Raw genomic sequence first — 25,495 nt, 5'->3', positions numbered from 1 at the left:
CTATGGCTGGGCGAGTTGGTCCAGGGCGTCAGTGAGTGTGAGCTCGCTGTCGTCCTTGGCGTCGTTCCACCGTGCCAGCGTGGACGCGGCCGCGCGCAGCATCTCCGGCGGGAGGCCGGCGGCCGCGAGGGTGTCGGCGGCTTCCTCCAGTTCCGGGCCCCAGCGCCAGGCGCGCGCGGCGGTTTTGGCGACGTACTGGGGCTCGGCGAGGTACGAGTCGGTGCGCTTCGACGCGACCTCGATGAGCTCTTGGTCGACGCCATACTCGCGCGCCATGCCGACCGCGAGAGCCACCAGCACTCGGCTCGTCTTCTGGAACGCGGCGTACGACAGCTTCAGCGCGGACGCCTGCCCCACCTTCGTACCCAGTACCACCGTCCGGACGGCGGTACCTGCGAACAGCGCTTCGATGCGCTCGGTCTCGCCGACCGGGCCGGACAAGTACAAGGTCGGTGTCTTGCCGCCGACCGGCGGAGAGCCAACCACGCCGCCGTCCACGACGGTCGCGGCCGGTTCGAGCAGCGCGGCGATCCGCTGTGCCCGCTCGGGATTGATGGCGTTCGCCTCCACATACACCCCGGCGAAGCGGTGCGTGACGACGTCGCGGGCCAGTTCCTCGGCAGCCGCTGGCGGGCAGAGGCTGATGACGATGTCGCTGCGGTCCAGCAGCTCGGCCAGCTCGGCCACCGGTGTCAGGCCGAACCGGGCGGCGCGCGCCGCAGACGCGGCGCTGCGCCCCGTCTCGCACCAGAGAACCTCGGCCGCATTGGTTGCGGCGCAGGCAGCGACGGCGGCGCCCATGCTGCCGGGGTGGAGGATGCCAACGGTCGGCTGGTCCACGGTGCTACTCCGTCTCGTTGAGCAGGATGGTGATGGCGTCGGTCACGTCGTCGACAACGTGGTTCGCGGCAGGAAGTCCGTTGGGCCAGGGGCGGCCGCGCAGCCAGATGGTGCGCAGGCCAGCCTGGTGGCCACCGCCGACGTCTCCGGCCGGGTTGTCGCCGACCATCCAGCCGCCGTTCGCGAGGCTCACGCCGCAGCGGGAGGCTGCGAGTTGGAAGAGGCGCAAGTCCGGCTTGCGGATCTCCAGGTCGCCCGAGGCCGCGACACCGTCGACCAAGTTGGCGAGGCCGGTCCCGGCGAGTTTGGCACGTTGGATGTCGCTGGCCCCGTTGGTGATGACGCCGATCGTCCATGCGGCCGCGCGCAGGCGTGCCAGGCCCTCGAGGACCTCGGGGCGGCAGGTGACGGCGGCCGCCATGAGGCCGACATACTCCTGCCACAGCTGCGCGGCGGGCACCGCCAGGTCGAAGGCTTCCCGAAGCCGGGTGAAGGCGGCAGCGTTCGCGCGGTCGGCCAGCTCGATGCGCAGCCACTGTTCGGCGTCCGGGGTGAGGGAGCGCGTCTGGCACAGGCGGGTAAGGGCGTCGCTGAGCGCCGCCTGGCGGTCGGCCAGCGTGCCATCCAGATCGAAGAGAACGAGGCGGGACACGAGCACGGACCCTATCGGGCGCCGAACGTACGGCAGTTCGTGGCAGTGACGGCTCCCTTTAAGGGATCGCATCATGTATCTTTCAGGGAACCATCGATCTTGAAAGGCTGCGCCGTGACCGACCCGGACCGCTTGAAGCGGGTCGACGCCCTGTTGGACGACGTCCTGCCGCCGCCAGCTGTGCGCGCGAAGCTACGCCTCGCGGCTGGCCTCACGCAGCAGGAGGTCGCGGAGGCCGTGGGCGTGAAGCGACTTGCCGTAGCCCGTTGGGAGCTGGGGCAGACCCACCCTCGACGTCCGCACCGCGCTGTCTACATGCACCTACTCAATCGGCTCGCGGAGCGGTATCCCGAAGCAGCGAAGCCGGATGAGGGCATGCCGACGCCGGTCTCCGAAAGGGGATCGGGATGACCTAGTGGCCATCGGCCGCGCGCGCCTAGAGGCGGACTACCAATCCGCTGGCCTCGCGCGGCCCGTCTACCGACCGGCTTACCACCGCGTCGGCTGCTCAGGTCCCGGTTTCCGCCGGTCCTGAGCTGCGGCTTACCGAGCCGCTCTACCCAAATCGGCCCCTTACCAGGGCCAGCGCACCACCGGCCGCTTACCACGGCCACCACAGCCGCAGAACCGTCCGCCCTGGTCGGCCGCGGGCCCCCACCACAGGGGCTTCGCGATTCACCAGGTCCGAGAAGAGAGGAGAAATCTCCCCCCACCCGATCGGTGCCCGCCCGCTTCTCACGAAGGGGGCGGCACCTGATACATCCACGCATCCGGTTCGGCCAGGCCCGAGGGCTCTGGTCGGTCCAGCTATATGGAGAGCAGGTCGTTCCTCATAGTGCCTGAGAGTGGTGTCCCCTGTCAGCTTGGCCCTGCCCGATTCACCACGGTTCGGACTCGGCGAGTTTCCCTCGTGACGGGATCTGGTTCCTATTTGAGACCTTATGTGCAGGAAGAGGGTCTTCCTGCAAGAAGCTACGAGAGCGGGGCTTTCGGTGGGCGCGACTACCGGGCTCTGTCCACAGGCTCGGTCCCGCAGGATCGCGGGATGCTCAGCTTCTGCACGCCGCCCGTCGTCATCCGAGGTGCCCGATGAGCGCCGCGGCGACGACGGCCGCACCCTTGGACCGCAGCCTGTGGGACGGGATGCACGACTCCGTCGCCGCCGTCCCGGTCGGGCGCTCACAGCGTCGGCTGCGGTCGGTTCCGGCACAGGCCGGTCCGGTTGTGCCACTGGAACTGGGCAACCCACTGCAGCTGTCGAAGTCGATGCGGGCCCGCCTGCTCGCCGCTGTGCGCGCGCTGGTGACGTCTCCGACGCTGGCTGGTGCGTCGGACGTCGCGCGGCTGGCGTCGGTGGTGCTGACGGCGAAGTCGGATGTGCGCAAGGACTACCAGGCGTCGATCTGGGCGGAGGAGCTCGGTCGGTGGCTGGGGGTGTCGCAGTCGACGGTGGCGCACACGGTGCTGCCCGAGCTGCGCGCAGCGGGGTTCCTCGGGTCGAACGTCGCGACGAACGCGCTCGGGTGGGCGACGGGCCTGGAGTGCTGGGTGATCCCGATGTACCGGGCGCAGCAGGCCGGCGATCGCCGCAGCGCCCTGGCGCTGTCGCGCTCCGAGCTGGCGGTGCTGCTGCGCCTGTGCGAGGTTCTGTTCGGTCCGGGGTGGGCGCCGAAGGACAAGCCGGCGGTCCCGGCTGGGCTGCTCGCCTCTCGTACGGGGCGGGGGGCGGCGACGGACCGGCTCGGGCTGCTGCTGATGGTGCTGACGACGGGGTCGGCGGGCTGGCTGCAGCTGTGCCCGGGATCGGTGGACACCGAGCGCGGGCGCCCGGCGGCGACGGTGGCACGGCTGCTGGGCTGCACGGCGGCGGCCGGAGCGAAGGTCCTCAAGCGCCTCCAGGAGCACGGCGTCGCCGACGTCGTACGCCAGGAGACCGCCTCGGGTCTGCACGCGAAGTCACGGGTACGCCTAGTGCCGCTCGCCACGGCCCACGGCGTGGCCGTGCGGGAGGCCCACCGCGCGGCGAAGGCCGCGTTTTCAGACCTCGCCGTTACTGCATCCGGAGATCTTGAGTCCGGCGCGACGACCGAGACCCCTGTGATTACTGAGATCGAGGGCACCGATCCGGACGGGATGGCTGGACCAGCAGACCTCGCCGCAACTGCACAGCCCCACGCTCTCCACGCTTCTGTGGTTACTCCTGGGGGTTCTCTTGCGCTTGATGGTGGCTTTTCCGGCGAAGCAGGTGGGGCGTGCGGTGGTACCCCGGACCGCGCGTGCGTGCGCGAGGACGGCGGCCCGCTGCGCGGGGAACAGCGGAAGAAGTCCCCGGTCAGCGAAGGCATCAACGGCGGCCGCGGGCCGGTGGACGGCGCCATGGTGCGGGTCGTGGACGGTGCTCAGGGCAGGCAGCAACGGGGGAGGGTGCCTCTGCCGCCGGACGATCTGCGGGCCGTCCTGGCGCCGGTCGACCTGGTCTGGGCGCGCCTGGAGCGTCGGGGTGCCCGGACGGTGGTGGAGGCCACCGTCCGCAGCGAGCTGAAGCGCGTGGTCGGGTTCGCCGGCCGAGTTGATGGGCCGCAGATCCTCGCCGACCGGCTCGCCCGGCGCCTGGAGGAGCAGATGCGGCTGGCCGGGCCGATCGCGGATCCGGTGGGCTGGCTGATCGGCCGGGCCCTGCCGCAGCGCCAGCTGTGTGCGGAGCCCCGGTGTGACGAGGGTGTTCTGCTTGGCTCCGGCCGGGACTGTCCCCGGTGCGAGGACCGGCAGGCCGACCGCCGCGACCAGCGCCGTGCGGTCGCGGCCCGGGTCGCCGTCGCGATGCCCGGTGCCTCGGAGGCGGAGCGGCGTGCGGCCACTGAGCAGCAGCTGCACCAGGACGTGACGGCCAGGGCGTGGGCGAAAGCGCGCGAGTGGGACCAGTACCGGGCGAGGAAGGCCGCCGCAGCTCAGGCCCGTGCCGAAGCCGCGGCCGCGCAGTCCGAGGCGGAGGTCCCGGCCACGCCGGTGGCCCCGGCCGTGCTGCCCGCACCGCGCCCGGCCGCCGTCGCCCCGGCGCCGGAGCCGATCATCGTCGACGAGGACCAGGAGCTGGTCCTCGAGGACCTCACGCGCGACCAGGTCCTGGACTGGCGCACCCGCGCCGCCGCCGACCACCAGATCGTGTTCGACCACATCGCCCGGCACGGCGAGCACTCCGCGCAGCGCCTGTTCACCAGGGCATTCGTCGCGACCGTGCAGCGCCTTTCCGGTCTCGGGCACCTGGACCTCGGCTTCACCCCGTGGGGGCAGGCATGACGGCCGACGAGGTGTCGGGCGTCGACCTGGCCCGGGTCGCGCTGCGGTCTGCGATGGAAGCTGCGCGCAAGTCCTGTCGCCCGGCACCTTGGCGGCGCCCGAGCCGGCCGACCCTGAACCGGGGCCCGAGGCCGCGCCCACGGGGCCGGTAAAGACGCGGGAGACCGCCTCGGACGGCTACCGCCGCGCGCTCGCCGCGCACCAGGCGGCGGCCCCGCCACCGCGGGCGGACCCAGCCATCGCACAGGCGGTGGAGCGGCAGGACCGTGCGATGCGCGAGCTCTGCCGCCGCGCGTTCCCCGAGCCGGAGACGACACGGCGAAATCGGCGGCAACTTCCTCTGTTGTCCTGCACAGGTGGATCCCTTCCCGATTCGTCGCACCGGAAATCTCAATGGCGCGACTCTAACCACGGGCAGCCGATCGCCATCACACTCCCAAAAGGGCCTTTGAATACCGACAGCAGGACCAAAGTCCCGTTTCATTTACAGAGAATTCACACCCTTACTGTCCGGCATTGACTGGAGGTAGAGGGCATGCTTACATCCATTTATTCCCAATGGGGGTCCGGCTGCGTGCAGCCGCCTATCACCTTGAGGGATTACGCATGGACTCGCGAAAGGGAGAATTGGCAATGCGAAAGCGTGGAGCGGTAATCGCCCTTGCGTGCGGGGGAAGCTTAATTGCGGCATCCCCGGTAGCTAATGCCGGATTCGGCAAGAAGCTGACCAGCGGCCCTGGGGCAGCAAAGATCGTGCAGCGGTTCGACAATATGAACTGGGCCGACAATACGGCTTTGCGGGAAGGGAACGCGCGATTCGGCCGCCAGCATATCGCTAAAGGTGGAAGCACTGGAAACAAGTCCAACCATGAACTGACGGCCACCGCCAAGGCGCTCTGGGTCAAGGCAATGAACAACGTCCAGAAAGGGAGCTGGGTGGAGGTGTACAAGGGGGGAACTAAGTCCACTTACAAGTATAAACTAAAGGATGGCACCAAGCGCACCATGTGCGTACTCAATGAAAGCAAGGACTTTATTTACGGCGGAAAGAACTACGGCCCCAAGGGGATAATCACCGCCTACTGGGTCAAGGGCCATGTCGGCCCCATCGGATGCAGCAAGGGGTAGCTTGGTTACATTGGATGACGTAGCCAGCAAACAGGGAGATCTGATCCATGGATTGGGTAGTTGGTGACCGTGTGGCGGCCGCTGTGGAAACAGACCATCCGGAAGACCCGATTGGGGAAGTCGTGATGATTACAGCAGACGGTGGCATCGTCGTAAATTTCCCGCAGGCAGGAGCCGAGATCTATGGGCCGGACGAACTTGTTGCCGCCCCCGCCAACGGTGATGAGCCAGGAAGTAACTAAAGGGGTCGGATACTTGCAGCCAGTCCAAAGGTAGGACCTACAACAGCGCCATCTAATGCTCATGGCACCTGGCATCCTGCACATCGGCCCACCAGTTCAACTGGTGGGCCGATGTGCAGGGCCTGGGAGTCGGCCGTACTGCGGACCGCGGTCTGAGCCAACTGGCCGATCAGTTCCCCCTGTTACTGGTTGTTGTCCCGGCGTAGCGTGACGGGTACACGTCTGGTCATCGTGTACCGAAGGGGGAGTCGTGCAGGCAGGGACCGTGCTGGACGGCCGCTACCGGCTGATCACACCGATCGGGGCGGGCGGGTTCGGGCAGGTCTGGAAGGCGCACGACCCGAGGGTCGACCGCCTGGTGGCGGTCAAAGTCCTCGTCAGCGACGGCAGCGCGGACCACGACCGGCAGGTGGCCCGGTTCGCCCGCGAGGCCGCGGTCGCCGGCGGCCTGTCCCATCCGCACATCGTCACCGTGCACGACTTCGGCTCCGCGATGCACCACGGCCGTCCGTACGCCTACCTGGTGATGCAACTGCTGCCCGGCAAGTCCCTCAGCGCCGCCCTGGAAGCCGTCGGCCCCATGCCCCTGTCGACGGCCCTGTACGCGGCGGGCTGTGTCGCCGACGCTCTGGGCGCCGCGCACGAGGCGGGCCTGACCCACCGGGACATCAAGCCGTCCAACATCATGGTCCGGAACAACGGCGCGGCGACGGTCGTGGACTTCGGCATCACCAAGGGGAGCGACGCGCGGCACGACATCACCACCACCAGCGTCCTGATCGGCACCCCGGCCTACATGGCCCCCGAAGCGCTGTCCGGCACCTTCGACCACCGCTCCGACCTGTACTCGCTCGGCTGCGTGCTCTTCGAGATGGTCACCGGCCGCCGCCCCTTCACCGGCACGTCCTGGCATCTGATCAACCAGCACCTCAATGAGCCGCCCGCCCCGCTGCGCACCCTGCGCCCGGACGCTCCTGTGGAACTGGAGCAGCTGGTCAGCTGGCTCCTGACCAAGGACCCCGCCCAGCGGCCGGGCAGCGCCGATGAGGTCTATGACCTCCTCGAAGAGATCAACGACTGCCACTTCGGCGACGCCCCAGCGCCTAGCCGCGGGGCAGACATCACGTCCGAAGTCCGGCTCTCCCCGAGCGAAGCCACCGACGGTGCGGTCATCCCCATGCGCATGACCGCCCGCGAGACCTGCCCCGACTGCGCCACCACAGGAGACGAGACGAAGGTGCTGGACTGCTCCACCTGCAGAGGAGAGGGCAGGGTCGTCTCGAAACGACACACCTACAAGGTCCGCGTCCCCGCCGGCGTCAAGAACGGGCAGAAGATCCGGCTCAGGAAGCTCGGCGCGCCGGGAAAGCACGGCGGAGCGCCCGGAGACCTGTACGTCACCGTGCACGTCACCTGATCTGCTCGGCTGCGTACGAGGTCAGCGGCGGCGGCCGAAGGGCCACCAGCTCCGCCGCGTCCGGTGGCGGGGAGGGGCGGCCGGTAGGGGCGGTGCCGAGGGCCGCGGCGGAAGCGGAGGTGTCGTAGGCGCCGACGGTGTGGGATCAGGAAGTGGTGCCGCATCCGGCCCGCCCGGGGCGGGCGATGCTGGCGGCGCTGGTTCGGGCGAGGCCGAAGTCACTGGCGCCGGTGTTGCTGGCGGGGCTGGAGGCTGGGCAGCCGGTGGCGGTGTGGCAGGCGTGGACGGCCCGGTGGAGCGCGGCACCTTGGGGGAGAGGCGGGTCGCTCGTCCCGGTCCGGGCTTGCGTGCGGCGGCCGACCGGGCCTGCCGGAGGGTGCGCTGGGCGAGCGAGAGCGGTGTCGGGCAGGCAGGCGGGCTGCTGTGTCCGGTGGCGTCGTCGTAGGACCAGTGGGCGAGCTGCCAGTGTTCTTCGGCGAACATCTGCAGCTCAGGTCTGCCCGTGCGTGGTGTCCAGACCTTCCAGTTGCCAACGGCCATGACGAAGGCGCCGGCCGCGAGCGGGGCGAGGAGGCTGGCGTGCTCGGACCGGATGCGTACGGTGAAGCCGCTCCCGTCGGCGAGCCGCAGAACCGGCCGGCCCTGGCTGTCGTTCTCGGCATCGGTAATGCGGCCGTAGACGGCCACTGGGTGCGGGGGCTTGAGCCCACGGGTCAGGCGCGCATACAGGCGGGCCTGGTCAGCGGGCGCGGGGCCGTGGCAGAACTCGCCCCAGTCCACCGCCGACTTCTCGCCGGGGCGGCGTACCTTGAACTGGGCGACCACGTCGGTGTCGTAGTCGTGTTTTTGCAGGAAGCGGGCGATGCGGACGGCGCTGTTGATGAGAGGGGGCAGCAGGGGGCGCACCGTGGAGACGTTCACGCCGAACTGGTCGGTGGCCTCGGCAGGATCAGCGTCGATGACGGGGGTGGTGGCGCCGATCTGGTCCAGGTCGTCGGGCAGGACCAGGTGCAGTTCGTCGCCTTCGATGACGGCCACGCCCTGAGAGCCGTGCGCGATCTTCTGCAGCACTTCGACGGGGTTGAGAGGGCACACGTCCTCGTGCTGCCGGTCGCGGGCGAGCCGGAACAGCGGACCGCGGGGAGCACGGCCCACGGTAGTGCGCTGGGATACCACCGGTGTCATGCAGAACGCGCAGATCAGGGGAGCCTTCTTCTGGCGCCACCAGGGTTCGCCGTCGATCTCGTGCGCGAAGACCTTGCCGCCGATTGTGCCGTTCTGGAACAGGCGCGCCTTGTCCACCGCCCCACCCCCCTTGATCCACAGGGGTTCAGGGGATCACGAATGTGGGGTGTGGGGAAGACGGGCCAAGGCCAACGAAATAGGTGGAGACCTCCGCACAGGCCGCTCCCTCCCCGTCGTTTCCCGTCAGGTCAGCGCAGCCGTCCGAGGTGGATCACGCTGACGCGGATCTGTTGTACGTGACGTGCTCATCGGTGGATGAACGGCATAGTCGCCCCGGCGGCTACTGCTTGTCACCGGCAGCGTGGAAGCGGGCTAGCTCCTCATCGTGCCGCGTCATCTTTTCACTGATGGCCTGCGCGTACGCGCTGATCGCTGCCTGCTCGGGGGTCGGCGTCGGGGGGAACTTTCTCTCCAGCTCTCTGACCGCCAGTGCGCGCCGCACGCCATTCTGGTCCTTAAGCGTGTCGCTGATTGCTTGGGCTTCGACGATTCCGAAGTCAACGCCTGTCTCTCTAGCCACCGACATTGCGGTGAGGTAGATCGAAAGTTCCATGGTGCGAGCCAGCGCGCGTTTTGCGATCTGGCCTTCCTCAGCCTTGCTATAGCTCGGGGTCGGGCTCACTGAGTGATCCGTTTCTGTTGCTTGTCTCGACAGGCCGGGGCAGGACGGCGTAACGCCCGTCACAAGGTATGGATCAGGGCTTGCGGGTGAGGACGTCGCCGATGCGCGAGGCATCAGGGAAGTCAGTGCTGGTCACTCTCAACTCAACGAGGCCGGCAGCAGGAAGATCCGGGAGTCCCCCAGAGAAGGCTTCTCAACGAACATCCGCAGTTCGGGCCGTCCCCGGCTCGGTTGATGAGAGGGGGGGCGGCGGACCCAAGCGACGCCCCTCTGTCTGGCTGGACGCTGGTATCAGGACGGCCAGGACAGTGCTGTCAGCAGGACGACGCCGGTCACGAGGACGAGGGCGGTCAGCGCGGGCCGGCGGGTGCGGCCTGGCCCTGCACTGACCGCGATCACGGCGATGATGGCCACGGAGACCAGGAGCCACACGGCAAGCCAGGCCGTCAGGGCTGGGGATGCGCCCGCAGTCCGGCATGCCCAGGTGGCTGTGCGGCCCAGCACCAGGCAGGTCGCCCCGGTCAGCAGTGCCCAGATGGCGCGGGCGGCCCGTTTCGCACGGGGGTCGGTGCCATCGAAGTCGCGGTGCAGGCGGGACCAGAGCCCGAACCCGCGGCGGTGCAGCTAGGAAGTCACCAGCCCAGTGTGCCGACCCGCCGTCTCGGAAGGGGCGCAGTTCCCTGAACCGCCAGGCCCCCCGGTGCGGGCTTCGGCCGGAGTGATCCGGCAGTCCACCGAGCCCGTTGCTCCTTGATGGCCGGCGAGGTCGTGGGACTGCGGGGGACGATACCGTGGTGTCCTCATATCTTCGGTTTCTTGATCGAGCAGGAGTGCCCGCGTGCCTGAGGACCCCATCGCCCACAGCGAGCTCGCTGCTCTGACCCGGCGCTTTGAAGAGGTCGCGGAGAAGCACGATCGTGAGTTCGGGATCATCAAGTCCGACCTCACCGCGGTGCGTCTCCAGGTCGGCAATCTGGATCAGAAGGTCGAGGCGCTGAGCAGCAAGATCGACCAGAATCAGGCACAGATCATCGAGCTGCTCACCCAGCTTGTGGGCCGGCACCCAGACGCCAGCTGACTTCCCGGGCCCAGTTCCGGGGCTCGGCGTGTAGGAAAAGGACGGCCTCGACCAGACATCTGGTCGAGGCCGCTCGCGCGTCCGTGGTCAGTCTTCCGCGCCTGCTGGGGCATGTGGTTGCCGGCATGGTCGGTCAGCCGACGAGCCGCCGTGCCTTGCCCGGCGTGGGAGCACAACGCCCTTGCCGCCCCACTCGCCAAGGCGCCGACGGACGGTCAGTGCAGATGTGTACGGCGGTCCAGGACCAGGGTGTGCCAGCGGCTGCGGACGGTGTCAGGGTCGTCGATCCAGTGGACGGTGGGCCGGGGCGGGTGGGGGAGGTTGCCCATGGCGGCGGCGATGTCGGTGAAGTAGGCGAAGTCGCCGCCCGCGGTTAGTTCGTGCAGCTGGTCGAGGGTGGCAGTCAGGTTCTGGTGGTCGTCGCGGATGGCGTGGTGGAAGGCGAGGGCGAGTTCCAGGAATCCGGTGAGCCAGGGCAGTCCGGCCACCGTGATCTCGGTACGCAGTACGTGGGCGCGGTCGGGAACGTCGTGGTGGGTGCCGGCGTCGCGGATGAGGGCGGCGACGTGGGCGAGGAGGGTGGTGGCGCGCTGGTCGAGTCCGTCGAGGAGCTGGCGGGCGAGGTCGAGTTCGTCGCTGGCGCGGGCGGGGTCGGTGAAGGCGTGCACGAGGGCCAGGCGGGTCTGCGCGATGGCACGTTCGCCTGCGGCGTTGTGGTCTTCGGCTTCGGTGCGTGCGGCTTCGAAGGCGGCGATGGCGCGGTCGTGGGCGCCGTGGGGCCACCATATGTCGCCTTCGACGCGGTGGTGGCGGCCCTTCCAGCCCAGCGTGGGGACGGTGGCCAGGGCGGTGGGGAAGTCTCCGCCGATGCGGGCCAGGTTGGCCAGGCCGCGGTGGGCGCGGGCAGCGTACCGGCCGCCGCGGTCGGCGACGTGGCGCATGCCGTTGCGGGAGGCGTCGGTGCGGCCGAGGTCCTTGTGGGCTTTGGCCCGGTAGTACAGGGCCATTTCGACAAGGTCGCCGGGCAGCAGACCGCTGTCGAGGACCGTGGTGAGGCGGTCGGCGGTGTGTGCGCGGTGTTCGCGCTGGCGGCGCGCGATGGCGGTCAGGAGTTCGGCCATGGCGTCGGCGGGCGTGTCCAGGCCTGCCGACGGGCCGCTGTCGCCCGGGGTGCTGGGGGGTGGGGCGAGGGGTTCCCAGACGGAGTCGTCGGTGTAGGCGAAGGCGGCGTCGGTGAGCCAGCCGAGGTCGGTGAGGCGGTGGTCGCGGGCCAGGCGCAGGCCTTGGCGCAGGCAGGCCACGAGCAGCAGGCGGTTCGGTGTGAGGGCGGCGGCGTTGGACCACTGGTCGCCGAGGGCGGCGAGCGCCCGCTGGGCGGCCTGGTGCCAGTCGGCGGGCGTCCAGTGGTCTGCGGTGTGGTCGCCGGCGGCGCGCAGGGCGGAGCGGATCGCGCCGTGGAGGTGGTAGGGCCACAGTGCGTAGGGGTTGTGGGTGACGAGCGGCCGTTCCGTCAGGCGGCGGGCGGTGGCCTGGTGGGTGAGGCCGGCGGCGCGCGTGGCCAGGTCGAGGTCGAAGGCGTCCAGCAGGGAGGCGGAGCGCAGCACGTGGCGTTCGTCGCCGGTCAGGTCGGACAGGGTGCGGGCGATGAGCGCGGGGAAGGTGCAGGCGAAGTCGTCGGTGCTGGGGGTGCGGCCGGTGCGGCGGATCTCCAGGAAGCGGGCGACGGCCAGGTCCAGGTGGAGGGGCAGGCCGTGGGAGCGTTCCGTGATGACGGCGCGGATGTCGGCGCCGATCAGGGGCTGGCCGTCCTGGGTGAGGCGGCGGGCGAGGTAGTCGTCGCAGTCCTCGGGGGAGAAGTCGCCCATCAGATGCTGACGGGCGCCGTTGTGCCCGCCATCCCGCGGCAGTGGCACCCCCGGGACGGCGGCGGGGGCGGGGGCGGCCAGTTGGGGCCAGGCTGTGGGGCCGGTCCAGTCGAGCTGGCCGTGCAGGGCCGGGTCGGCCCAGGGCAGCCGGCTGCGCCCGCTGATGACGAAGAACGCGTTCGGCAGGAGCCAGACGACGCGCTGCAGCAGGCGCTCCAGGTCGCGGTGCCGGTCGCCGGTGTCCTCGAAGGTGTCGAGCAGGATCACCGGGACGACGCGCTTCTTTACCGGAAGGCGGTCGATGTCCCAGGCCAGCAGGTGCGGGTAGAAGCTCAGCGCCTCCAGGTCGCAGGGCGCCTCCAGCAGAGCAACGGTCCGGGCGCAGCCCGCCAGCGCCTGCGCACGCTCACGGCGTTCGCGCAGCGCCTGGACGAGCGCCGTGGCGACCTGCCCGGCGGCGGAGCCCACCAGGCCGGGCAGCGCCAGAGCAGCGGCGACCTCGCCCACCGCACCTTGCATCTGCTGCGGCAGCAGGGAGGCGACGCGGCCCTTCAGTCCCGTGCGGCGCATGTACGCCTCCAGCGGCTCACCGGGGTGGGCCTGCTCCCAGTACTGGCGCAGCGCCACATCGAAGGAGGGCAGCGGGCGGCCGATCGCCTCGGCGAGCGCGAGGCGGATGGTGAGGATGACGTGTTCGAAGTCCGAGCCGGTTGATGCCGAGCGGGCCAGGTCGATGCGTATGGGCAGGATCCGCTCGCCCGCCCAGGCCGGGCGGCCCCACTGGGCCGGTCGCTGCTCGGCGCTGCCGAGGGCGGCCTCGAGTTTGCGCAGCAGCGTGGACTTGCCGACGCCGCCCACACCGTGAAAGACGATCAGGTTGGTGCGGGGGGTCTCCAGGTCCTCGACGTCGAAGCCGGGGTCCGTGAGGCGCGCCAGGTGCTCATCGAGCGCGGAGGCAACCAGGTCCCACTGGAGGTGGCGGTTGGTGAAGGCCTCGTCGACGTCGAAGGCCGCGGGGTCGTTGGAGCTGAACAGCGCACGCAGATCGGCCATCGGCCACGGTCCCCCCATCGATGATCACCTGCCGTCAATCTACGCCGGGCGGCCCCCTGTGGCGGTACTGCGGTGTACAGGCGGCCGATACCGGCGAGAGGTGGACTGGGTCTCAGCCACGACAATGATCCCTTTGCTGCTTTCGACCGTTCAAGGTGGTTTTCGTGCACGATCCCGGATCCTCATCGTCGTCCCCCATCCCGCAGCCTGATGGCCAGGCCTCTGCCGAGGACGTCGCGGCCGCCGCTGAAGCGGTGGACCAGGTGCTCGCCTGGTACAGCCGGCAGATCCTCATCGAGCGCCGCTCCAGCGCGCCGGATCCGCGACGCCTGGAGCAGCTGATGGCACAGCGGCAAGTCTGTGGGGAGGACCGCGATCGGCTGGACGAGGCCGGTCCCCAGGAGGTGGCGCGCCTCGCCGCGCACTACACCGCCCGTCTGCAGGAGCTGCAGTCCACCGAGCCGTAGGCCCTGCTACGACACTGCCCGCCATGGCGCGCCCGGGTCCGCTCCTGGCCGGGGAAGCGGCAGCCCGGCCGCGGCACCAGCTGGGGAGAGCCGGGGCTGCTGGAGGTGCAGGGGCATCAGCGGCCGCGCCGTCTGGGAGATCTGGACGAGTTCGTCGCGGTACTGCGGCATCGCGGCGCGCAGCCGGCGCTGCGCAGCCAGGAACCGCGCGGCCTCCTGGGAGGTGTAGGGCCGGGACTGTTCCACCAGCAGGGCGTGGGCGGCGCCGCACGGGCGCCGCCAACGGCCTTGTCCGGTCTGCTCGTTGCGGTAGACGGCGCTGGCGTCCCGGCGCATCACCATGACCGAGTCCGCCACCTGCTCCTGCTCGGCGGCCGCCACTGCCTCGGCGAGTGCGTCAAAGCGCAGGTCGTGCCCGGCCGCGGTGGTGAACCGGCCGGGCCTGCTGCCGCCTTGGCTGACCGCGGCGTAGCGCAGCGCGGTGCCCTGGCGGGAGTCGGCCGCGCGCACGCCCAGCACCACCAGCTCGACGCGGTATCCCGCCTGCCGGTACAGGGTCGCGGCGGCGGTGAACTCGGCGGCGCTGGCCGGGGCGATCTCGATGACCACGTCCCCGCGCCGCTCGCGCACGTACGCCTCAGCCTGCGCCTGCCAGGCGCGGTAGTCCGCGCTGATGCGGGCGCTGGCGGTGCGCGGTTCCTCATGTAGCAGCTGCAGATAATCCGGGTGCGCCGCCTTGAAGTCGTCGCCGCTGATCCGCGTCGGCCTGCCGCGCAGGGTCCGGCGGAGCAGCGGGGTCAAGCCGGTCTTTCCGCAGCCGGGCTGCCCCATGACGTAGACGGCGATCGGCCGTTGTTGGGGTGTGATGCGGGACAGGGACGGCACGATCAGGTTGTCGAAGATCCACCGGTGTTCGTCTGCGGAGAGCCGGTGGTAGTCGACGCCGGGCGCCTGTCGGCGTACCTGCGCGGTCCGCCGGACCGGTTCAGCAAGGGCCGCGGCGCGCTCGGCATCCCGCCGCACGGCCAGCGACCAGTCCTCCGGGAGCCGCGCATCGTGGGCGCGCCGGTCGGCGTCGGCGAGCTGGCGGCGAAAGAGGCCGGTCTCCCGGGCACTCCATGGGCGCGAGCGCTCGGTGAGCACCGCCTGGGCGGCCTTGGCCGGGTGGCGCCACTGCCCGCGGTCGAGTTCGTTGCTGTAGACGACCTCGGCCACGGCGTCGGGGGCGCGCCGCACGACCACGACCTTGTCGGCCAGGCGCTCGGCCTCGATGACGGTGAGCGTGTCGACCAGGGCGGCCGCGCAGGCGTCGTGGTTGTCCCAGGCGACGTAGCGGGCCCGGCCTTCGGCAGCCAGCCGCAGATACCGGTCCAGCACCCCCAGTTGGCTGACCGCTTCGGGTACGGCCAGGGCCACGACCTCGACGCGGTAGCCGTCCCGCCGGTAGGCGGCAGCAGAAGCCTGGAACGCTTTGGGGGCAGGCAACGGTGTCTCCACCACGGCGTCGTACCGGCGCGCCCGCACTCGGTCCTCTGCCTCGGCCTGCCAGCGGTAGGTCTCGGGCCGCACCCGTACCCCGGCCGTGCGCACGTCCTGGTCGAGAAAGGCCAGATAGCGGGGGTGAACGGCCTTGTACGCGTCACGGTCCACCCGTACCGCTCCGCCCCGCCGGTTCAGTGCCGTATGCACCAGGTCGATCACGAGCGTCTTGCCGCTGCCGGCCTGCCCGGCGACGAAGACGACCACGGGCTGTTCCTGAGGGACTGCGCCCTTGGCCAAAATCGGCAGGATCTGCGAGGCCAGAACCTCCTCACACTGCGCCTGGCTCAGCACGACCCCGGCCTCCGCCTCCGCCATCGCAACCCTTCAAACTCGTCCGTCTCAACCGTCACGCGCCACCGTACACCATTACCCGAATGGGTTAAAAGCAAGGATAAATACAGACTGAACCTAGGGGGTAAATTCAGGGCTAAGGGCTGCTAGGGTTCGGGGTGGAGGTACAGACACATGGCATCCGAGGAAGAGCTGTTCGCGAACGTGGACGCCCTGCTGGAGGAGGAGCCGCAGCTGCCACCCCCGGCAGAACGCGCCCGACTCCGTGAGGCCGCTGGCATCACCCAGGCCCGCCTCGCACAGGCCCTGCGCTCGACGACACAAACCGTCAAGAACTGGGAGAACGGCCGCTCCGAGCCCAAGCCTCCGCGACTGGAGGCCTACCAGCGACTGCTGAACGGCTGGGCCGCGAAGTTCCCCCCGCACACAACCGCCAGCGCATCCGCCGCGCCCCGGCCGACCACGGCCGCCGCGCCCACCCCGGCCATGCCTAAGACGTTCACCGCCCCGGCCACCTCTGAGCAGCCGGAGGCGGCTGCGCCGCAGGCTCCCGTCCAGGCCGCCCCTGAGTCCTCCGCTCGGTCAGCTCGTCCGGCCGCGCGCCCGGCGTCGTCCCGGCGTCCGGCGGCGAAGAAGGCCGCCGCGCCCGCCGTCGATCCGCGGTTCCCCCACGGCCCGCTCGCCGTCCTCGATGGCGACGGCTCTGCGTACGGCGTCAACGGCCTGGTGCTCGACTGCCCCGCGGCCACGGTGGTGGAGCTGGTGGAGTGGACGCTGCGCGAGTCCGGCCTCGGTGCGCCGAAGCTGCACCGCCATGGCAAGGACGCCGACCCGCTGATCGTCCTCACGCAGTCCGCGGCCGCGAAGCTCGGGCTGCCCGAGCGCCTTGAGGACCGGCGCGGCCTGCGCCTGCCGGAGGACCACCTGGTCGTCAAGCAGGTGTTGAAGGCGAAGTGGCAGCTCACGCAGCGCGGTTTCGGCCCGTGGTCGCGGATCTACCGCAAGGCGCAGGGCCGCGAGCGGCAGTGCGTGCAGCTGGCGATCCTGCCGTGGGACGCGCTCGACTCCCGTTCCTGGCCCGGCGTCGCTCAGATGGAGCCGGCCGATGTCGCCCGCGTCCTGGGCATGTACGCGCAGCGGGTCATCACGCCGCGCGGCGGCACGGCGGTCAACGGTCTGGAGCTGATGACCGCGCTGCGCCCGCCGACCCGGCCGGTGCGCGATGAGGCGACCGGCAACTGGGTCTCCGGGCACAACCCCGGCTCGCTGGGCACGGAGCCGATGGACCCGGCACCGCCGGAGGGACAGCCTGAGCACCCCGCGATCTACCACTCCGGGTGGAAGGGAAGCTTCCTGCACGAGGAGGCGTACCAGTGGGTGCGGGACGTGGACACGCTCACCGATGAGGAGTGCCTGCTCCCCTTCGCGGTGGGCCTGGACCTGAACACGGCGTTCCTCGCCGCCGCCGCGAGGCTGACGGTCGGCCTGTCGGAGCCGGTGCACTTCGTGAACCCGCCGTTCAACCCGAAGATCCCGGGCTCATGGCTGGTGGACCTGTCCGGCATCGAGCTGGACCCGCGCGTGCCCTCGCCGTTCACGCCGACCGGCGAGCGTCCGACGGGCCCGGCCTGGTACCAGACGCACTCCGTCGCCTATGCCCAGGAGCTCGGCTACAACGTCGCCCCGATCGAGGCGTACCTGCGCAAGGAGACAGGCGCGTACCTGGACCCGTGGCACGACCGGCTCAAGACCGCCTACGTCGACACCCTCGCCGACCTCGGCGTCACCAAGGACCTCACCGACGTGGAGTTTCTGGCGGCGATGGAGCGACACAAGGACGTCGACCCGGCGATGGCCGCCGTGCTGGCCGCGATCAAGGGCACGGTGAAGGGCGGCATCGGGAAGCTGTTCGAGAACCCTCAGGGCAAGAACTACAAGGAGGGCGAGCCGTGGCCGGCCATGATGCGGCCGACCTGGCGCCCGGACATCCGCGCCGCCGTCATCTCCAAGGCCCGCGTCAACATGCACCGCAAGCTGCTGAACATGTCCCGGATGACCGGGCTGTTCCCGCTCGCCGTGCTCTCCGACTGCGTCGTCTACCCGAGCCCCGGCCCCAGCCCGCTGGATTTCCTCCCGTACGCGGCCTCGGGGAAACCGCAGCCCGGCGGGTTCCGCCTCGGGCTCACGCCCGGCCTGGCGAAGCTGGAGGGCGTCCAGCCGATGCTGTGGGCGGTGGAGCTGATGGAGAAGGGCCTCAACCCGGCCCGCCACATCAAGGGCGGCGACGCCGTCCTGGACGAAGGGGAGTAGCCAGTGGGGGAGATCGACGACGCGATCGAGCGGGCCGACCGCGAGGCGTTCACCAAGGACCCGCCCAAGACGTTGAAGGGTCAGATCGGGTTCCTGCTCAAGCAGTTCGGCAGCGCGAAGGCCGTCGCACAGGAGCTCGGGGTCACCGCCGACTCCGTGAACCGCTACCGACGCGGCGCCCGCAAGCACGCCCGCGCCGACGTCGCCGCCAAGATTGATGACGCCGTGCGGCAGCGGTGGCAGCCGCTGGTGCGCAAGCGCCGACAGAAGCAGGCCGCCACCACGGGCGGTATCACCGTGGAGACCAGGGCCCGGTTCGGCTACACCGCACCGGTCGGCACGACCGACGACGGCCGGTTCCGCAGGCTCACCGTGCACCTCCCCCCGGAGTACGCACAGCGCCTCTTCGACGCCCGCGACGCGGGGGCCAGCGACCAGCAGATGCGCGGAATCATCGCCGAAGGATTTAAAGAAGTGTATTTCCAGGACGGCGGCGGGCGCGCTATGGGACTGTCGGACGTGGAAATCAACGACATCGACTACCTCGATCTGGATTACTGACTAGGAGCGAAAAGCGTGCCCACCGAAAATCCGCCTATCGACCGCGACAAGAGCCACCTAACCGCCGTGGACGAAGAGGCCGTGCGCCTGGCCGACGTCCTGGAGGACCACCCGGGCACCAGCGACGTCACCGACACCGACACTCGCGGCGACATCGTCTTCACCGCGGCCGGGGGCTCCTGGGTGCTCGACTTTCAGGCCGGCCCCGACGGCGAGGTCTTCCAGAACCCGAGTGGTGCCCCGGCCCCGGCCGACGATCCCGCCGCCGTGCTGCGCGACGTCGTCGTCCCCGCGCTCCTGGCCCACTCCGCCTACCGGGCAGCCACCGCCGACGGCGACACTCTCACGGTCCTCCTGGCCGCCGGCCGCCACTACGTCCTGGCCCTCACCCCGGCCGCCTGACCCGGTCGGCACACCACGGGCTGATGGGCCCCGGCATCGCAACTGCCGGGGTCAGGGCGTTTCCAATCGTAGCGATGCCCGCATCCAGCGAAGTAGTTACCAGCGCCCGCGGGCGCGGTCGGCACCGAGCTGGACCTCGCGCAGGCACTCCCGGCAGCTCGGCGGGCCCTTCGCCCGCCGGCCTTCGCTCGCCGACCACCTGAAGTCGCACAGCGCTCTGAGCAGGTCCGAGGAGTCGTCGTCGGTGGCGTGGGAGCCGTAGCCCGGGACGTTCCACGTGGTCGCCGTCCCGCCGTCGTACGGGGCGCCCTCGGGCCATTCGTAGACGTCCTCGGTGGTGGTGCAGCGCAGCCGGAGGTCGGGGCCTTCCCAACGAGGGCCCTGCCGGGCTGCGGTGCCGGCCTCGACGGCATCGGCCAAGCGCTCGAAGGACAGGTCATAGTCGTCCATGTGGGCCCAGCTGCCCGGCTCCTGCGTGCGGACCAGCGAGCGGAACTCCAGCAGCAAACGCTCCAGGTCGTGCCGCCCGATTCGGACGGTGTCGCTCTCCGGGTCGTAGCCGTACGGGTTCTCGGCACCGGCCTCCTTGGTCATCGCGCTTCTCCTCATTCGCTTACGGTGCCGAGGACGGGAGCCTGGCGGCTGCGGCGAGTGGTGACCATCTGCCGGGCCTCCACGATGCCGAGGGTGTTGTCTTCGAGAGCCGCCTGCTGATCAGGCGTCAGTTTCAGAAGCGCAAGGCGCTGGGAGGCCGTCGCCGGGCTCCAGCCCAGGTTTCGGGCGAAGGCGTTCTGGCTTTGTGTCTGTCCCGGCGCGTTGAGCGCGGCATGGAACAGCTGTGCCTCATCCAGCGGCCCCAGGTGATCGTCGTGACCATGTCTGCGCAGTACGAAGGCGGCGATGGAGTCAGGAGGCATGCAGCGGACCCATACGGGGACGTGGGACAGTCCGAGGGCTCGCGCGGCCTCCAGCCAGTGGTACTCGCTGATCGCCACGTAGGAGAAGCGCCGCGGGACAGAGTTGGTCTGGCGCGGCAGCCTCTGCAGGTAGTCGTCGCGGGAGACCACCGTGATGGGGTGTTCCACCCCGTACTTGGCCAGAGACTCCATGAGCCGCGCTGCCTTAGCCGGGTTGTGGCGGGGACGCTCAGGCCACGAGATCACCCCGGATACGGGCTGTTCTTCGATCAGGATCGTCACTCCGTGATCAACGACCAGGCGCTGCCTCCTGGCTTAGGCCATCTGGGTCTACCTCTCGACGTTGCTGGCCTCCGCGCCGGGCGGCGAGCCTGTGAGGCTGTGAGCCTCACACCCTGTTTCCCCAGGTAGACGTGCTGAATTGTGAAGTTGTGAGGCGGAGCTCGCGCCGGCGCTTCCGTACGCCCTGGTGCCGCCCGCTGGCCCGGAGGACGATGGAGTCGTGGGCGAGCACGACGAGGACGACGAGGACCAGGAGCACGGCGCCGAACCTGGCACTTCTCAGCCTGATCGCTGATCAAGAGCCCCCGAGGCGGTATGCCGGGTCAGCGCACTCGGGCCGCGGCTCCTACGTCGTGCCAGGGCCCTGCTGAGCAACTTGCCCGGCAGACTGGTCCAACTGCTGCCTTCCCGCACTGGACGGGCCCGCCCCGGGGCCGAGACCTTCCTCCCGTGTCAGGCGTGCTACCTCCTCCAGGACGGCAAGGGGAAGGAGCCACGGCCCTCATCTGCCCAGCGCTACTGTGGAGACACCGTCACACGACGCCCAGGAGCCTGCTATGAGCGACCATGAGCAGCAGTCGGCAGCTGACCGCCAGTCAGTTACAGCCGTAGGCGCCGACGCGCTCCGCGCCTACGCAACCCGAACGTGTACCAGCGCCAACGAACTAGCCGCCTTTCTCGAGGACATTGCCGACAATGGTCTGCCTGCTCCCGAAAGGACCACGCCGTGGCAGGTCGTCCGCGACCGCCGCCTCGCCGAAATTGCCGCGCAGCGCGGGCATGTTGCCTGATGGGGAAACACTCCGGACGACGCGCCGAGATCGGTTTCGCCGACAGCGCCATCGAACAGATCAATAAACTCACCGAAGCCGAGATCCATGCCCTCGACCGCACCTTGGCTGCTCTCTCCGTTGACCCGACGATGGGCGAGCTGAACACCGGATCCGACCCCGACGTAGAGGACTAGAGGCAACCCTGCCATGCCTCAAAATGTTGAGAATTCTGGCCTGAGTGAAGTCGTGCGGGAGTGGTCGAGGAATTGGGGAGAGGTGACTCCTCGAGATATCCTTTGGGTGCGCACAACGCGAGATCAAGCGATGAGGCTACTTTACGATGATGTAGGTTCCACCGAGGAGGCTATCTACTTAGTCACACTCCGCGGTGATTTCAGCATGCTGGTTGACACCGGAAAGTCGCTGCACGGCGTGTGGGCTGCACTCTTCATTGATGCGCGCGAGATGCGAGTGCGCACCTTCACGGTGCGCCCTGAGGAGTTTATTCCGGAATTCGAACTTTCCGGACTGGGGGAGGTTGGTAGGATTTGACGTAATGGGCGGCTGCGGCAAGCTGCCGCAGCCGCCCATTAAGCTAGGGGCACATAGCTATGAGCCCGACAGCCACTACGGACGGGTACTGCAGTCTTTCAGGAATGCTCTTCGTGTTTCCGGGGCTGATGCAGGTGTGATATCCCGTCTTGTTGAGGTTCTCCCAAAGCCATACTTGCCTGTTACAGTTGATGTCATTCATGAAGCGGATCGGCCAGGTGGGGAACTTCCAGTCATGGGCGTTGTCGCACGGAAAGTGTCCGTTGACGCGATAGCCGGCGGGATCCTCGTACGAGGTGGCGCGATTCATCTGGTCTTCCTCTCCCGCATTTGCGTTCGATACCGGGAGGGCTAATGCCGCAGACACGGCAAGGGTGACGCTCAGAATGCGCGATCTTCGCATGTTCCCTCCAGTTTGTCGCGGTCATGCCATAATCTGAATTTGAAGCTGAACCGGAAAGCCTGGTATCAGCCATTCCGACCGCAGGCAGTTGAATAGTTCTATATGAGCTCGTGACCAGCGCAAACTAGGGAAAAGTGGTCTCCGTGACCGAGCGGGTGCTGCTGACATAGGAGCAAGTGCGCGCCTGCGAGCCGCCCACGACCGAGGGCAAGGCGCCCCGCGGTGGCGGACCTTCGCTGACCGCTACGGCTTCGGCCCGCCCCGCGCAGTGGGAAGTGGGGGCTCTGGAGCCGACCGAACTCCAGCGCCTGGTCCTCGATGCCGTCGCGCCGCACGTCGACCGCGATGTCCTCGCCCGGCAAGCCGCCCGCGAGGAAGACCAACGCCGAGGCCTTGGCCGCCTTCCTGGAGGGCTGGGAGACGGCGGGGTGGGGGCTCTGTCGTAGCGCTGGCTTGTGATGTGTCGTTGCAGTGTCACTACGGAGATGTCATCACTGCGCCAGCATCAGTTCTCTACGTGAGTACCGCAGGGCCCTGGCCGGGACGGTGCTGTAGCCGCTTCTCCTGGCGCTGCTGCACGGATGCTGCTCGTGCTCCGGTGGTGGTTGTCGGGTACAGCACGGCCTTGTTCGGGGTTGTGATGTGCCGGTTTGGTGTCAGTGGGTGGGTGTCAGTGACGGCACGTCAGAACCTGGGTGTCGTCGCTGGTGGGGTGTTGAGGAAGGGCGGGGTCACTGCCGTGGGGCGGTTTCTGTAGCGGTGCGGCTGTCATAGAGCGGTACACCCCACCTTGTTCGGGGTGCAGCGCAGCATTTGCATGGGTGTCAAGCATCGCTGCAGTGTCACTGCGGGGATGTCATTGCTGAGCCAGTGTCAGTTCTCCATTTGGGTGCTCTGACCTGCGTTGAGGGAAATATCTTGATGGTGGTTGGTGACATCTGCTGGTGACGGTGTGTGGCATTTCTGCTGGACAGGTCGATGGCACTTCTCATACGTCGAGGTTCGTACCTGCTACTGATCGACACAGGTAGCCCCGCTGATCGGAGCGCTCTACCCAACCGGGCTATGCGTCCCCTGTACCGGCAGAGGCGTAGCGGGTGAGGTCGACGCCGGCTGAGCGGGCTTCCTTGAGCCGGATGGACACCAGGCCGGTGGAAACATTCAGCTCGCGCGCAATCTCGTAGCCCTTCAGTCCCTGCCGGTGCAGCTCGACGATCTGGTCGCGACGCTGTCGGGAGCGGCCCTCGTACACCGCGCGTTCCTCGGCAACCATGCGCAGCACCGTCCGCGGGGACACTCCGAACCGGTCTGCAAGCTCACGGGCTGTCGCGGTGCGGCGCTCTCGCCTGGGCTCCTGTGTCATGACTTCCCCCTCATGTAGTCGAGCATGGCTGCGGTGCGCTCGTCCCGGCGTGCAGCGCGTACCTTGCCCGAAGCCTTCCCGCCCTTCGCACCGCCCTTCTTGCCGCGAGCGGACTGGATGGCGACGAAGGTGGCCTCGTAGACGGCCGCGCCGTCCTTCCACATCCGCGATCGTGTCGTGATCCAGCGGTGGATGCTGTTGGCGATCGCACGGGCCTCCACGGCCGGCAACGGCTCCGTGAACTCGGCGTTGCGGGTGTGTACTTCCGCGTGGATGGCGGTGTGCAGGGTGTCGGGGCTGCCGAAGTGGTGGCGGACCTCGCGATAGGCCCAGGTCCGTGCCGTCTCGAAGATCGAGCAATTACGGCCCAGGCCCGTGATGTTGGTGCGGAACCGCTTGGTCTCCCGCCAGCGCGCTGGCGGCATACGGTCGCTCAGCACCTCTTCCAGCCCGCCCAGCGTGTGGAGACCGCCGTGGAGCCACTCGGTGCTCCAGTCCGTGTGCAGCGGGTTCTTCGTCATCAGCCCCGAGTACGCCGCATCGCCGTCCAGTGCCCGGCGCAGCCCCTCGGTGACGGCGGCGGCGTAGGCCAGGGGCTTGCGCCGGGCGTACTCGGTCCGCGTCACCGCCTCCGAGAGAGCCCACACCGCATGAGCATGCCCGTTCACCGGGTTCTCCACGACCGCGTTCGGCAACGGATGTGACCCCACCGACGACACCGCCCGCAGCACCGCATCCGAGTGGTCCACATCCACCACCAGCAGATTGCTCAGCGCCGACGGGTTCGCCTCCACATAGCGACGCGTCATCGCCACCGGCCGCCGCTCCCGCCGGATCCCCTCCTGCAGGCGATTCGTCGCGTACGGCCGCAACGGCAGCCACAACTCGTCCCACTGTCCCGCAGGCAACTCCACACTCATGCGCTGATCATCCCGGACAAGCCTAGCGGGGAGGGCACAGACACGCCGCAGTATTCAAAGTAAGTCACGAAGACCAAGTCAGATGGTTCCTGTCCCTGCGCTACTACCACTCCACCCGTACTCCCGGCAGGGAACTTTAAAGTGCGCCACGAAGACCAAGTCAGATGGTTGGGGCCCCCGGCAGTGCTCGCAGGTCTGGCAGCTACCACCAGCTACAACGCACGGCCCCCTGCGGTAGGAGCACGGGTTCAAAGTCAGCCAGAAGCCCAGCAAGACGGTTGCCCGGAGCCGAGCTCCTACCGCAGGGACGATGCTCCGGTCGCCCATCGCCGCCCATGCCTTCCCCCAACGACCTCGATGTACGGTCCGCCTCATCGACCACCAGTTCGGGGTCATTGAGCGGTGAGCACACGGCGACCGCCGGCCCTTTACGCCCGGCTGCGGTCCATGCCCTGGACGAGGGCACGAGTCGCCGTGCCGACGCCGCCGCGATGATGGTCTTTCCCGTGCCGCACGCGGCGTGCACCTGCCCGCGCAGACCATTGACGGGAATGCCACCCGGCGGGATATCGAGACCCCGCACAATGGCAGCCACAGCCTCAGCCTGGTGCTCACGCAATTTCACGGCCATTCCCGTGTTCTTCTTTTCGCGGAATGCGGCGCGTATTGAAAATTAGAGTCCGCGAAGCTCGCGGCGCTGGGGTGGTGTCGCCTGGGCCCAAACACTACACAGCTGCAAACCGTGATGCATCATGCTTGCGCCAACTCGCCCCACAGGGTGATAGATGACTCGATCCCACTCCCGCGCGACCGGTTTTCCTGTATGCTGGCAGGGCATCAGTGCGCGCAGGTAGGCGCTTGATCACGCTGGGGAGGGGGTTCGGGTGGAGCGCAGCGGAGCCCGTCACTGCGGCGCCTTGACGCGCTGCCAGTCCGATGGTTGGCCACTCTCGTGACGGTGGTGGTGGCTGGGATTCCCAAGCCCTACACAGGCCCGCGCGTGATGCACCTCTCCTTGCTGCCAGCCCCGGCGGCCGCGCTTGCGCGGGTGCCCACAATTCGCGCTTGCGCGAATTGCCCTGCCTTTTGAATTCCGCTTGCGGAATTCCATTCCGGCGCTTGCGCCGGAATCCGAATTGCGCTTGCGCAATTCGCGCTCTATGCCCCGGCTTGCCGGGGCACGTGGATCCTCAACCTCGTGCTCAGCGGGCTCTTCCTGCTGCTCTTCGCCTTCGCGATGGTCTTCCCCGAGATCCGCCAGTACGCGCAGAAC

The 25,495-nt window shown here is 68.9% G+C and carries 25 protein-coding genes and 2 pseudogenes; 14 read left to right on the top strand and 13 right to left on the bottom strand.

Annotation, left to right across the window (positions count from 1 at the left end; all coding sequences use genetic code 11):
• Positions 1–840: a DUF1932 domain-containing protein gene (locus AB0L89_RS38045; protein ID WP_365151990.1), complete on the bottom strand. Its 840-nt coding sequence runs from the start codon at positions 838–840 to the stop codon at positions 1–3.
• A gap of 4 nt (positions 841–844) precedes the next feature.
• Positions 845–1,492: an HAD family hydrolase gene (locus tag AB0L89_RS38040; protein ID WP_365151988.1), complete on the bottom strand. Its 648-nt coding sequence runs from the start codon at positions 1,490–1,492 to the stop codon at positions 845–847.
• Between the two features lie 114 nt (positions 1,493–1,606).
• Between AB0L89_RS38040 and AB0L89_RS38035 the strand changes: the two genes are divergently transcribed.
• The 6 genes and pseudogenes from AB0L89_RS38035 to AB0L89_RS38010 all read left to right on the top strand — a co-directional run bounded on the left by AB0L89_RS38035 (position 1,607) and on the right by AB0L89_RS38010 (position 7,576).
• On the top strand, positions 1,607–1,903 hold the full coding sequence (locus tag AB0L89_RS38035) for a helix-turn-helix domain-containing protein (protein WP_365151986.1): 297 nt from the start codon (positions 1,607–1,609) through the stop codon (positions 1,901–1,903).
• A 678-nt stretch (positions 1,904–2,581) separates the two neighbouring features.
• Positions 2,582–4,789: a hypothetical protein gene (locus AB0L89_RS38030; protein ID WP_365151984.1), complete on the top strand. Its 2,208-nt coding sequence runs from the start codon at positions 2,582–2,584 to the stop codon at positions 4,787–4,789.
• Positions 4,790–4,913: 124 nt separating this feature from the next.
• Positions 4,914–5,099: pseudogene (locus AB0L89_RS38025) on the top strand (DUF721 domain-containing protein); the annotation flags it as partial.
• Positions 5,100–5,395: 296 nt separating this feature from the next.
• The gene (locus AB0L89_RS38020) at positions 5,396–5,917 is read left to right on the top strand and encodes a hypothetical protein (RefSeq protein ID WP_365151982.1); all 522 of its coding nucleotides are present in this window, start codon (positions 5,396–5,398) and stop codon (positions 5,915–5,917) included.
• Positions 5,918–5,964: 47 nt separating this feature from the next.
• Positions 5,965–6,159, top strand: coding sequence for a hypothetical protein (locus AB0L89_RS38015; RefSeq protein WP_365151980.1), 195 nt, complete (start codon positions 5,965–5,967; stop codon positions 6,157–6,159).
• A 250-nt stretch (positions 6,160–6,409) separates the two neighbouring features.
• On the top strand, positions 6,410–7,576 hold the full coding sequence (locus tag AB0L89_RS38010; RefSeq protein WP_365151978.1) for a protein kinase: 1,167 nt from the start codon (positions 6,410–6,412) through the stop codon (positions 7,574–7,576).
• 21 nt (positions 7,577–7,597) lie between these two features.
• On the opposite strand, the gene AB0L89_RS38005 is transcribed toward AB0L89_RS38010, so the two are convergent.
• The 3 genes from AB0L89_RS38005 to AB0L89_RS37995 all read right to left on the bottom strand — a co-directional run bounded on the left by AB0L89_RS38005 (position 7,598) and on the right by AB0L89_RS37995 (position 9,857).
• Positions 7,598–8,878, bottom strand: coding sequence for a hypothetical protein (locus AB0L89_RS38005; protein ID WP_365151976.1), 1,281 nt, complete (start codon positions 8,876–8,878; stop codon positions 7,598–7,600).
• A 223-nt stretch (positions 8,879–9,101) separates the two neighbouring features.
• On the bottom strand, positions 9,102–9,443 hold the full coding sequence (locus AB0L89_RS38000; RefSeq protein ID WP_365151974.1) for a hypothetical protein: 342 nt from the start codon (positions 9,441–9,443) through the stop codon (positions 9,102–9,104).
• A 291-nt stretch (positions 9,444–9,734) separates the two neighbouring features.
• A complete protein-coding gene (locus AB0L89_RS37995) occupies positions 9,735–9,857 on the bottom strand; it encodes a hypothetical protein (protein WP_365151972.1) in 123 nt (40 codons plus the stop codon).
• Between the two features lie 424 nt (positions 9,858–10,281).
• On the opposite strand from AB0L89_RS37995, the gene AB0L89_RS37990 reads away from it, so the two are divergent.
• Complete coding sequence (locus tag AB0L89_RS37990) at positions 10,282–10,521, top strand: hypothetical protein (RefSeq protein ID WP_365151970.1); 240 nt, start codon at positions 10,282–10,284, stop codon at positions 10,519–10,521.
• A 215-nt stretch (positions 10,522–10,736) separates the two neighbouring features.
• Here the strand turns inward: AB0L89_RS37990 and AB0L89_RS37985 are convergent, their stop codons facing one another.
• Entirely contained in the window at positions 10,737–13,439 is a 2,703-nt protein-coding gene (locus tag AB0L89_RS37985; protein WP_365151968.1) for an ATP/GTP-binding protein, read from the bottom strand.
• Between the two features lie 164 nt (positions 13,440–13,603).
• Between AB0L89_RS37985 and AB0L89_RS37980 the strand changes: the two genes are divergently transcribed.
• A complete protein-coding gene (locus AB0L89_RS37980; RefSeq protein ID WP_365151967.1) occupies positions 13,604–13,906 on the top strand; it encodes a hypothetical protein in 303 nt (100 codons plus the stop codon).
• A gap of 6 nt (positions 13,907–13,912) precedes the next feature.
• On the opposite strand, the gene AB0L89_RS37975 is transcribed toward AB0L89_RS37980, so the two are convergent.
• On the bottom strand, positions 13,913–15,763 hold the full coding sequence (locus AB0L89_RS37975) for a zeta toxin family protein (RefSeq protein ID WP_365151965.1): 1,851 nt from the start codon (positions 15,761–15,763) through the stop codon (positions 13,913–13,915).
• A gap of 150 nt (positions 15,764–15,913) precedes the next feature.
• Here AB0L89_RS37975 and AB0L89_RS37970 point away from each other — a divergent pair, with 150 nt between their 5' ends.
• From AB0L89_RS37970 to AB0L89_RS37960, 3 genes are read left to right on the top strand one after another with little or no spacing between them, the layout of a single operon-like run.
• Entirely contained in the window at positions 15,914–18,049 is a 2,136-nt protein-coding gene (locus AB0L89_RS37970; protein ID WP_365151963.1) for a helix-turn-helix transcriptional regulator, read from the top strand.
• A 3-nt stretch (positions 18,050–18,052) separates the two neighbouring features.
• On the top strand, positions 18,053–18,610 hold the full coding sequence (locus AB0L89_RS37965; RefSeq protein ID WP_365151961.1) for an XRE family transcriptional regulator: 558 nt from the start codon (positions 18,053–18,055) through the stop codon (positions 18,608–18,610).
• A 15-nt stretch (positions 18,611–18,625) separates the two neighbouring features.
• Positions 18,626–19,012 carry a hypothetical protein gene (locus AB0L89_RS37960; RefSeq protein WP_365151959.1) on the top strand — a complete coding sequence of 129 codons (387 nt, stop codon included), beginning with the start codon at positions 18,626–18,628 and terminating at the stop codon, positions 19,010–19,012.
• Between the two features lie 96 nt (positions 19,013–19,108).
• Here the strand turns inward: AB0L89_RS37960 and AB0L89_RS37955 are convergent, their stop codons facing one another.
• Both AB0L89_RS37955 and AB0L89_RS37950 read right to left on the bottom strand, forming a co-directional pair.
• A complete protein-coding gene (locus tag AB0L89_RS37955; protein WP_365151957.1) occupies positions 19,109–19,606 on the bottom strand; it encodes a hypothetical protein in 498 nt (165 codons plus the stop codon).
• A gap of 11 nt (positions 19,607–19,617) precedes the next feature.
• A complete protein-coding gene (locus AB0L89_RS37950; protein ID WP_365151955.1) occupies positions 19,618–20,211 on the bottom strand; it encodes a ParB/RepB/Spo0J family partition protein in 594 nt (197 codons plus the stop codon).
• A 557-nt stretch (positions 20,212–20,768) separates the two neighbouring features.
• Here AB0L89_RS37950 and AB0L89_RS37945 point away from each other — a divergent pair.
• From AB0L89_RS37945 to AB0L89_RS37935, 3 genes are all read left to right on the top strand, one after another.
• Positions 20,769–21,002: a hypothetical protein gene (locus AB0L89_RS37945; protein ID WP_365151953.1), complete on the top strand. Its 234-nt coding sequence runs from the start codon at positions 20,769–20,771 to the stop codon at positions 21,000–21,002.
• Positions 21,002–21,178, top strand: coding sequence for a hypothetical protein (locus tag AB0L89_RS37940; protein WP_365151951.1), 177 nt, complete (start codon positions 21,002–21,004; stop codon positions 21,176–21,178). Before AB0L89_RS37945 ends, AB0L89_RS37940 begins: the two co-directional genes overlap by 1 nt.
• A 205-nt stretch (positions 21,179–21,383) precedes the next feature.
• Positions 21,384–21,536, top strand: a complete 153-nt coding sequence (locus AB0L89_RS37935; protein ID WP_365151949.1) for a hypothetical protein — start codon at positions 21,384–21,386, stop codon at positions 21,534–21,536.
• A gap of 1,466 nt (positions 21,537–23,002) precedes the next feature.
• Here the strand turns inward: AB0L89_RS37935 and AB0L89_RS37930 are convergent.
• The 4 genes and pseudogenes from AB0L89_RS37930 to AB0L89_RS37915 all read right to left on the bottom strand — a co-directional run.
• Positions 23,003–23,212, bottom strand: coding sequence for a hypothetical protein (locus tag AB0L89_RS37930; protein ID WP_365151947.1), 210 nt, complete (start codon positions 23,210–23,212; stop codon positions 23,003–23,005).
• 86 nt (positions 23,213–23,298) lie between these two features.
• A complete protein-coding gene (locus AB0L89_RS37925; RefSeq protein ID WP_365151945.1) occupies positions 23,299–24,222 on the bottom strand; it encodes a replication initiation protein in 924 nt (307 codons plus the stop codon).
• Positions 24,223–24,522: 300 nt separating this feature from the next.
• A pseudogene (locus tag AB0L89_RS37920) lies at positions 24,523–24,853 on the bottom strand (DEAD/DEAH box helicase family protein); the annotation flags it as partial.
• A gap of 273 nt (positions 24,854–25,126) precedes the next feature.
• Positions 25,127–25,495 (bottom strand): hypothetical protein (locus AB0L89_RS37915; protein WP_365151943.1); only part of this gene is annotated, 369 nt, incomplete at its 5' end.

The sequence above is a fragment of the Streptomyces sp. NPDC052114 genome (genome assembly GCF_040680155.1).
Classification (GTDB): Bacteria; Actinomycetota; Actinomycetes; order Streptomycetales; family Streptomycetaceae; genus Streptomyces.
Note: the sequence above shows the minus strand (reverse complement) of the source record. Positions and strands in the feature narration are given on the sequence as shown.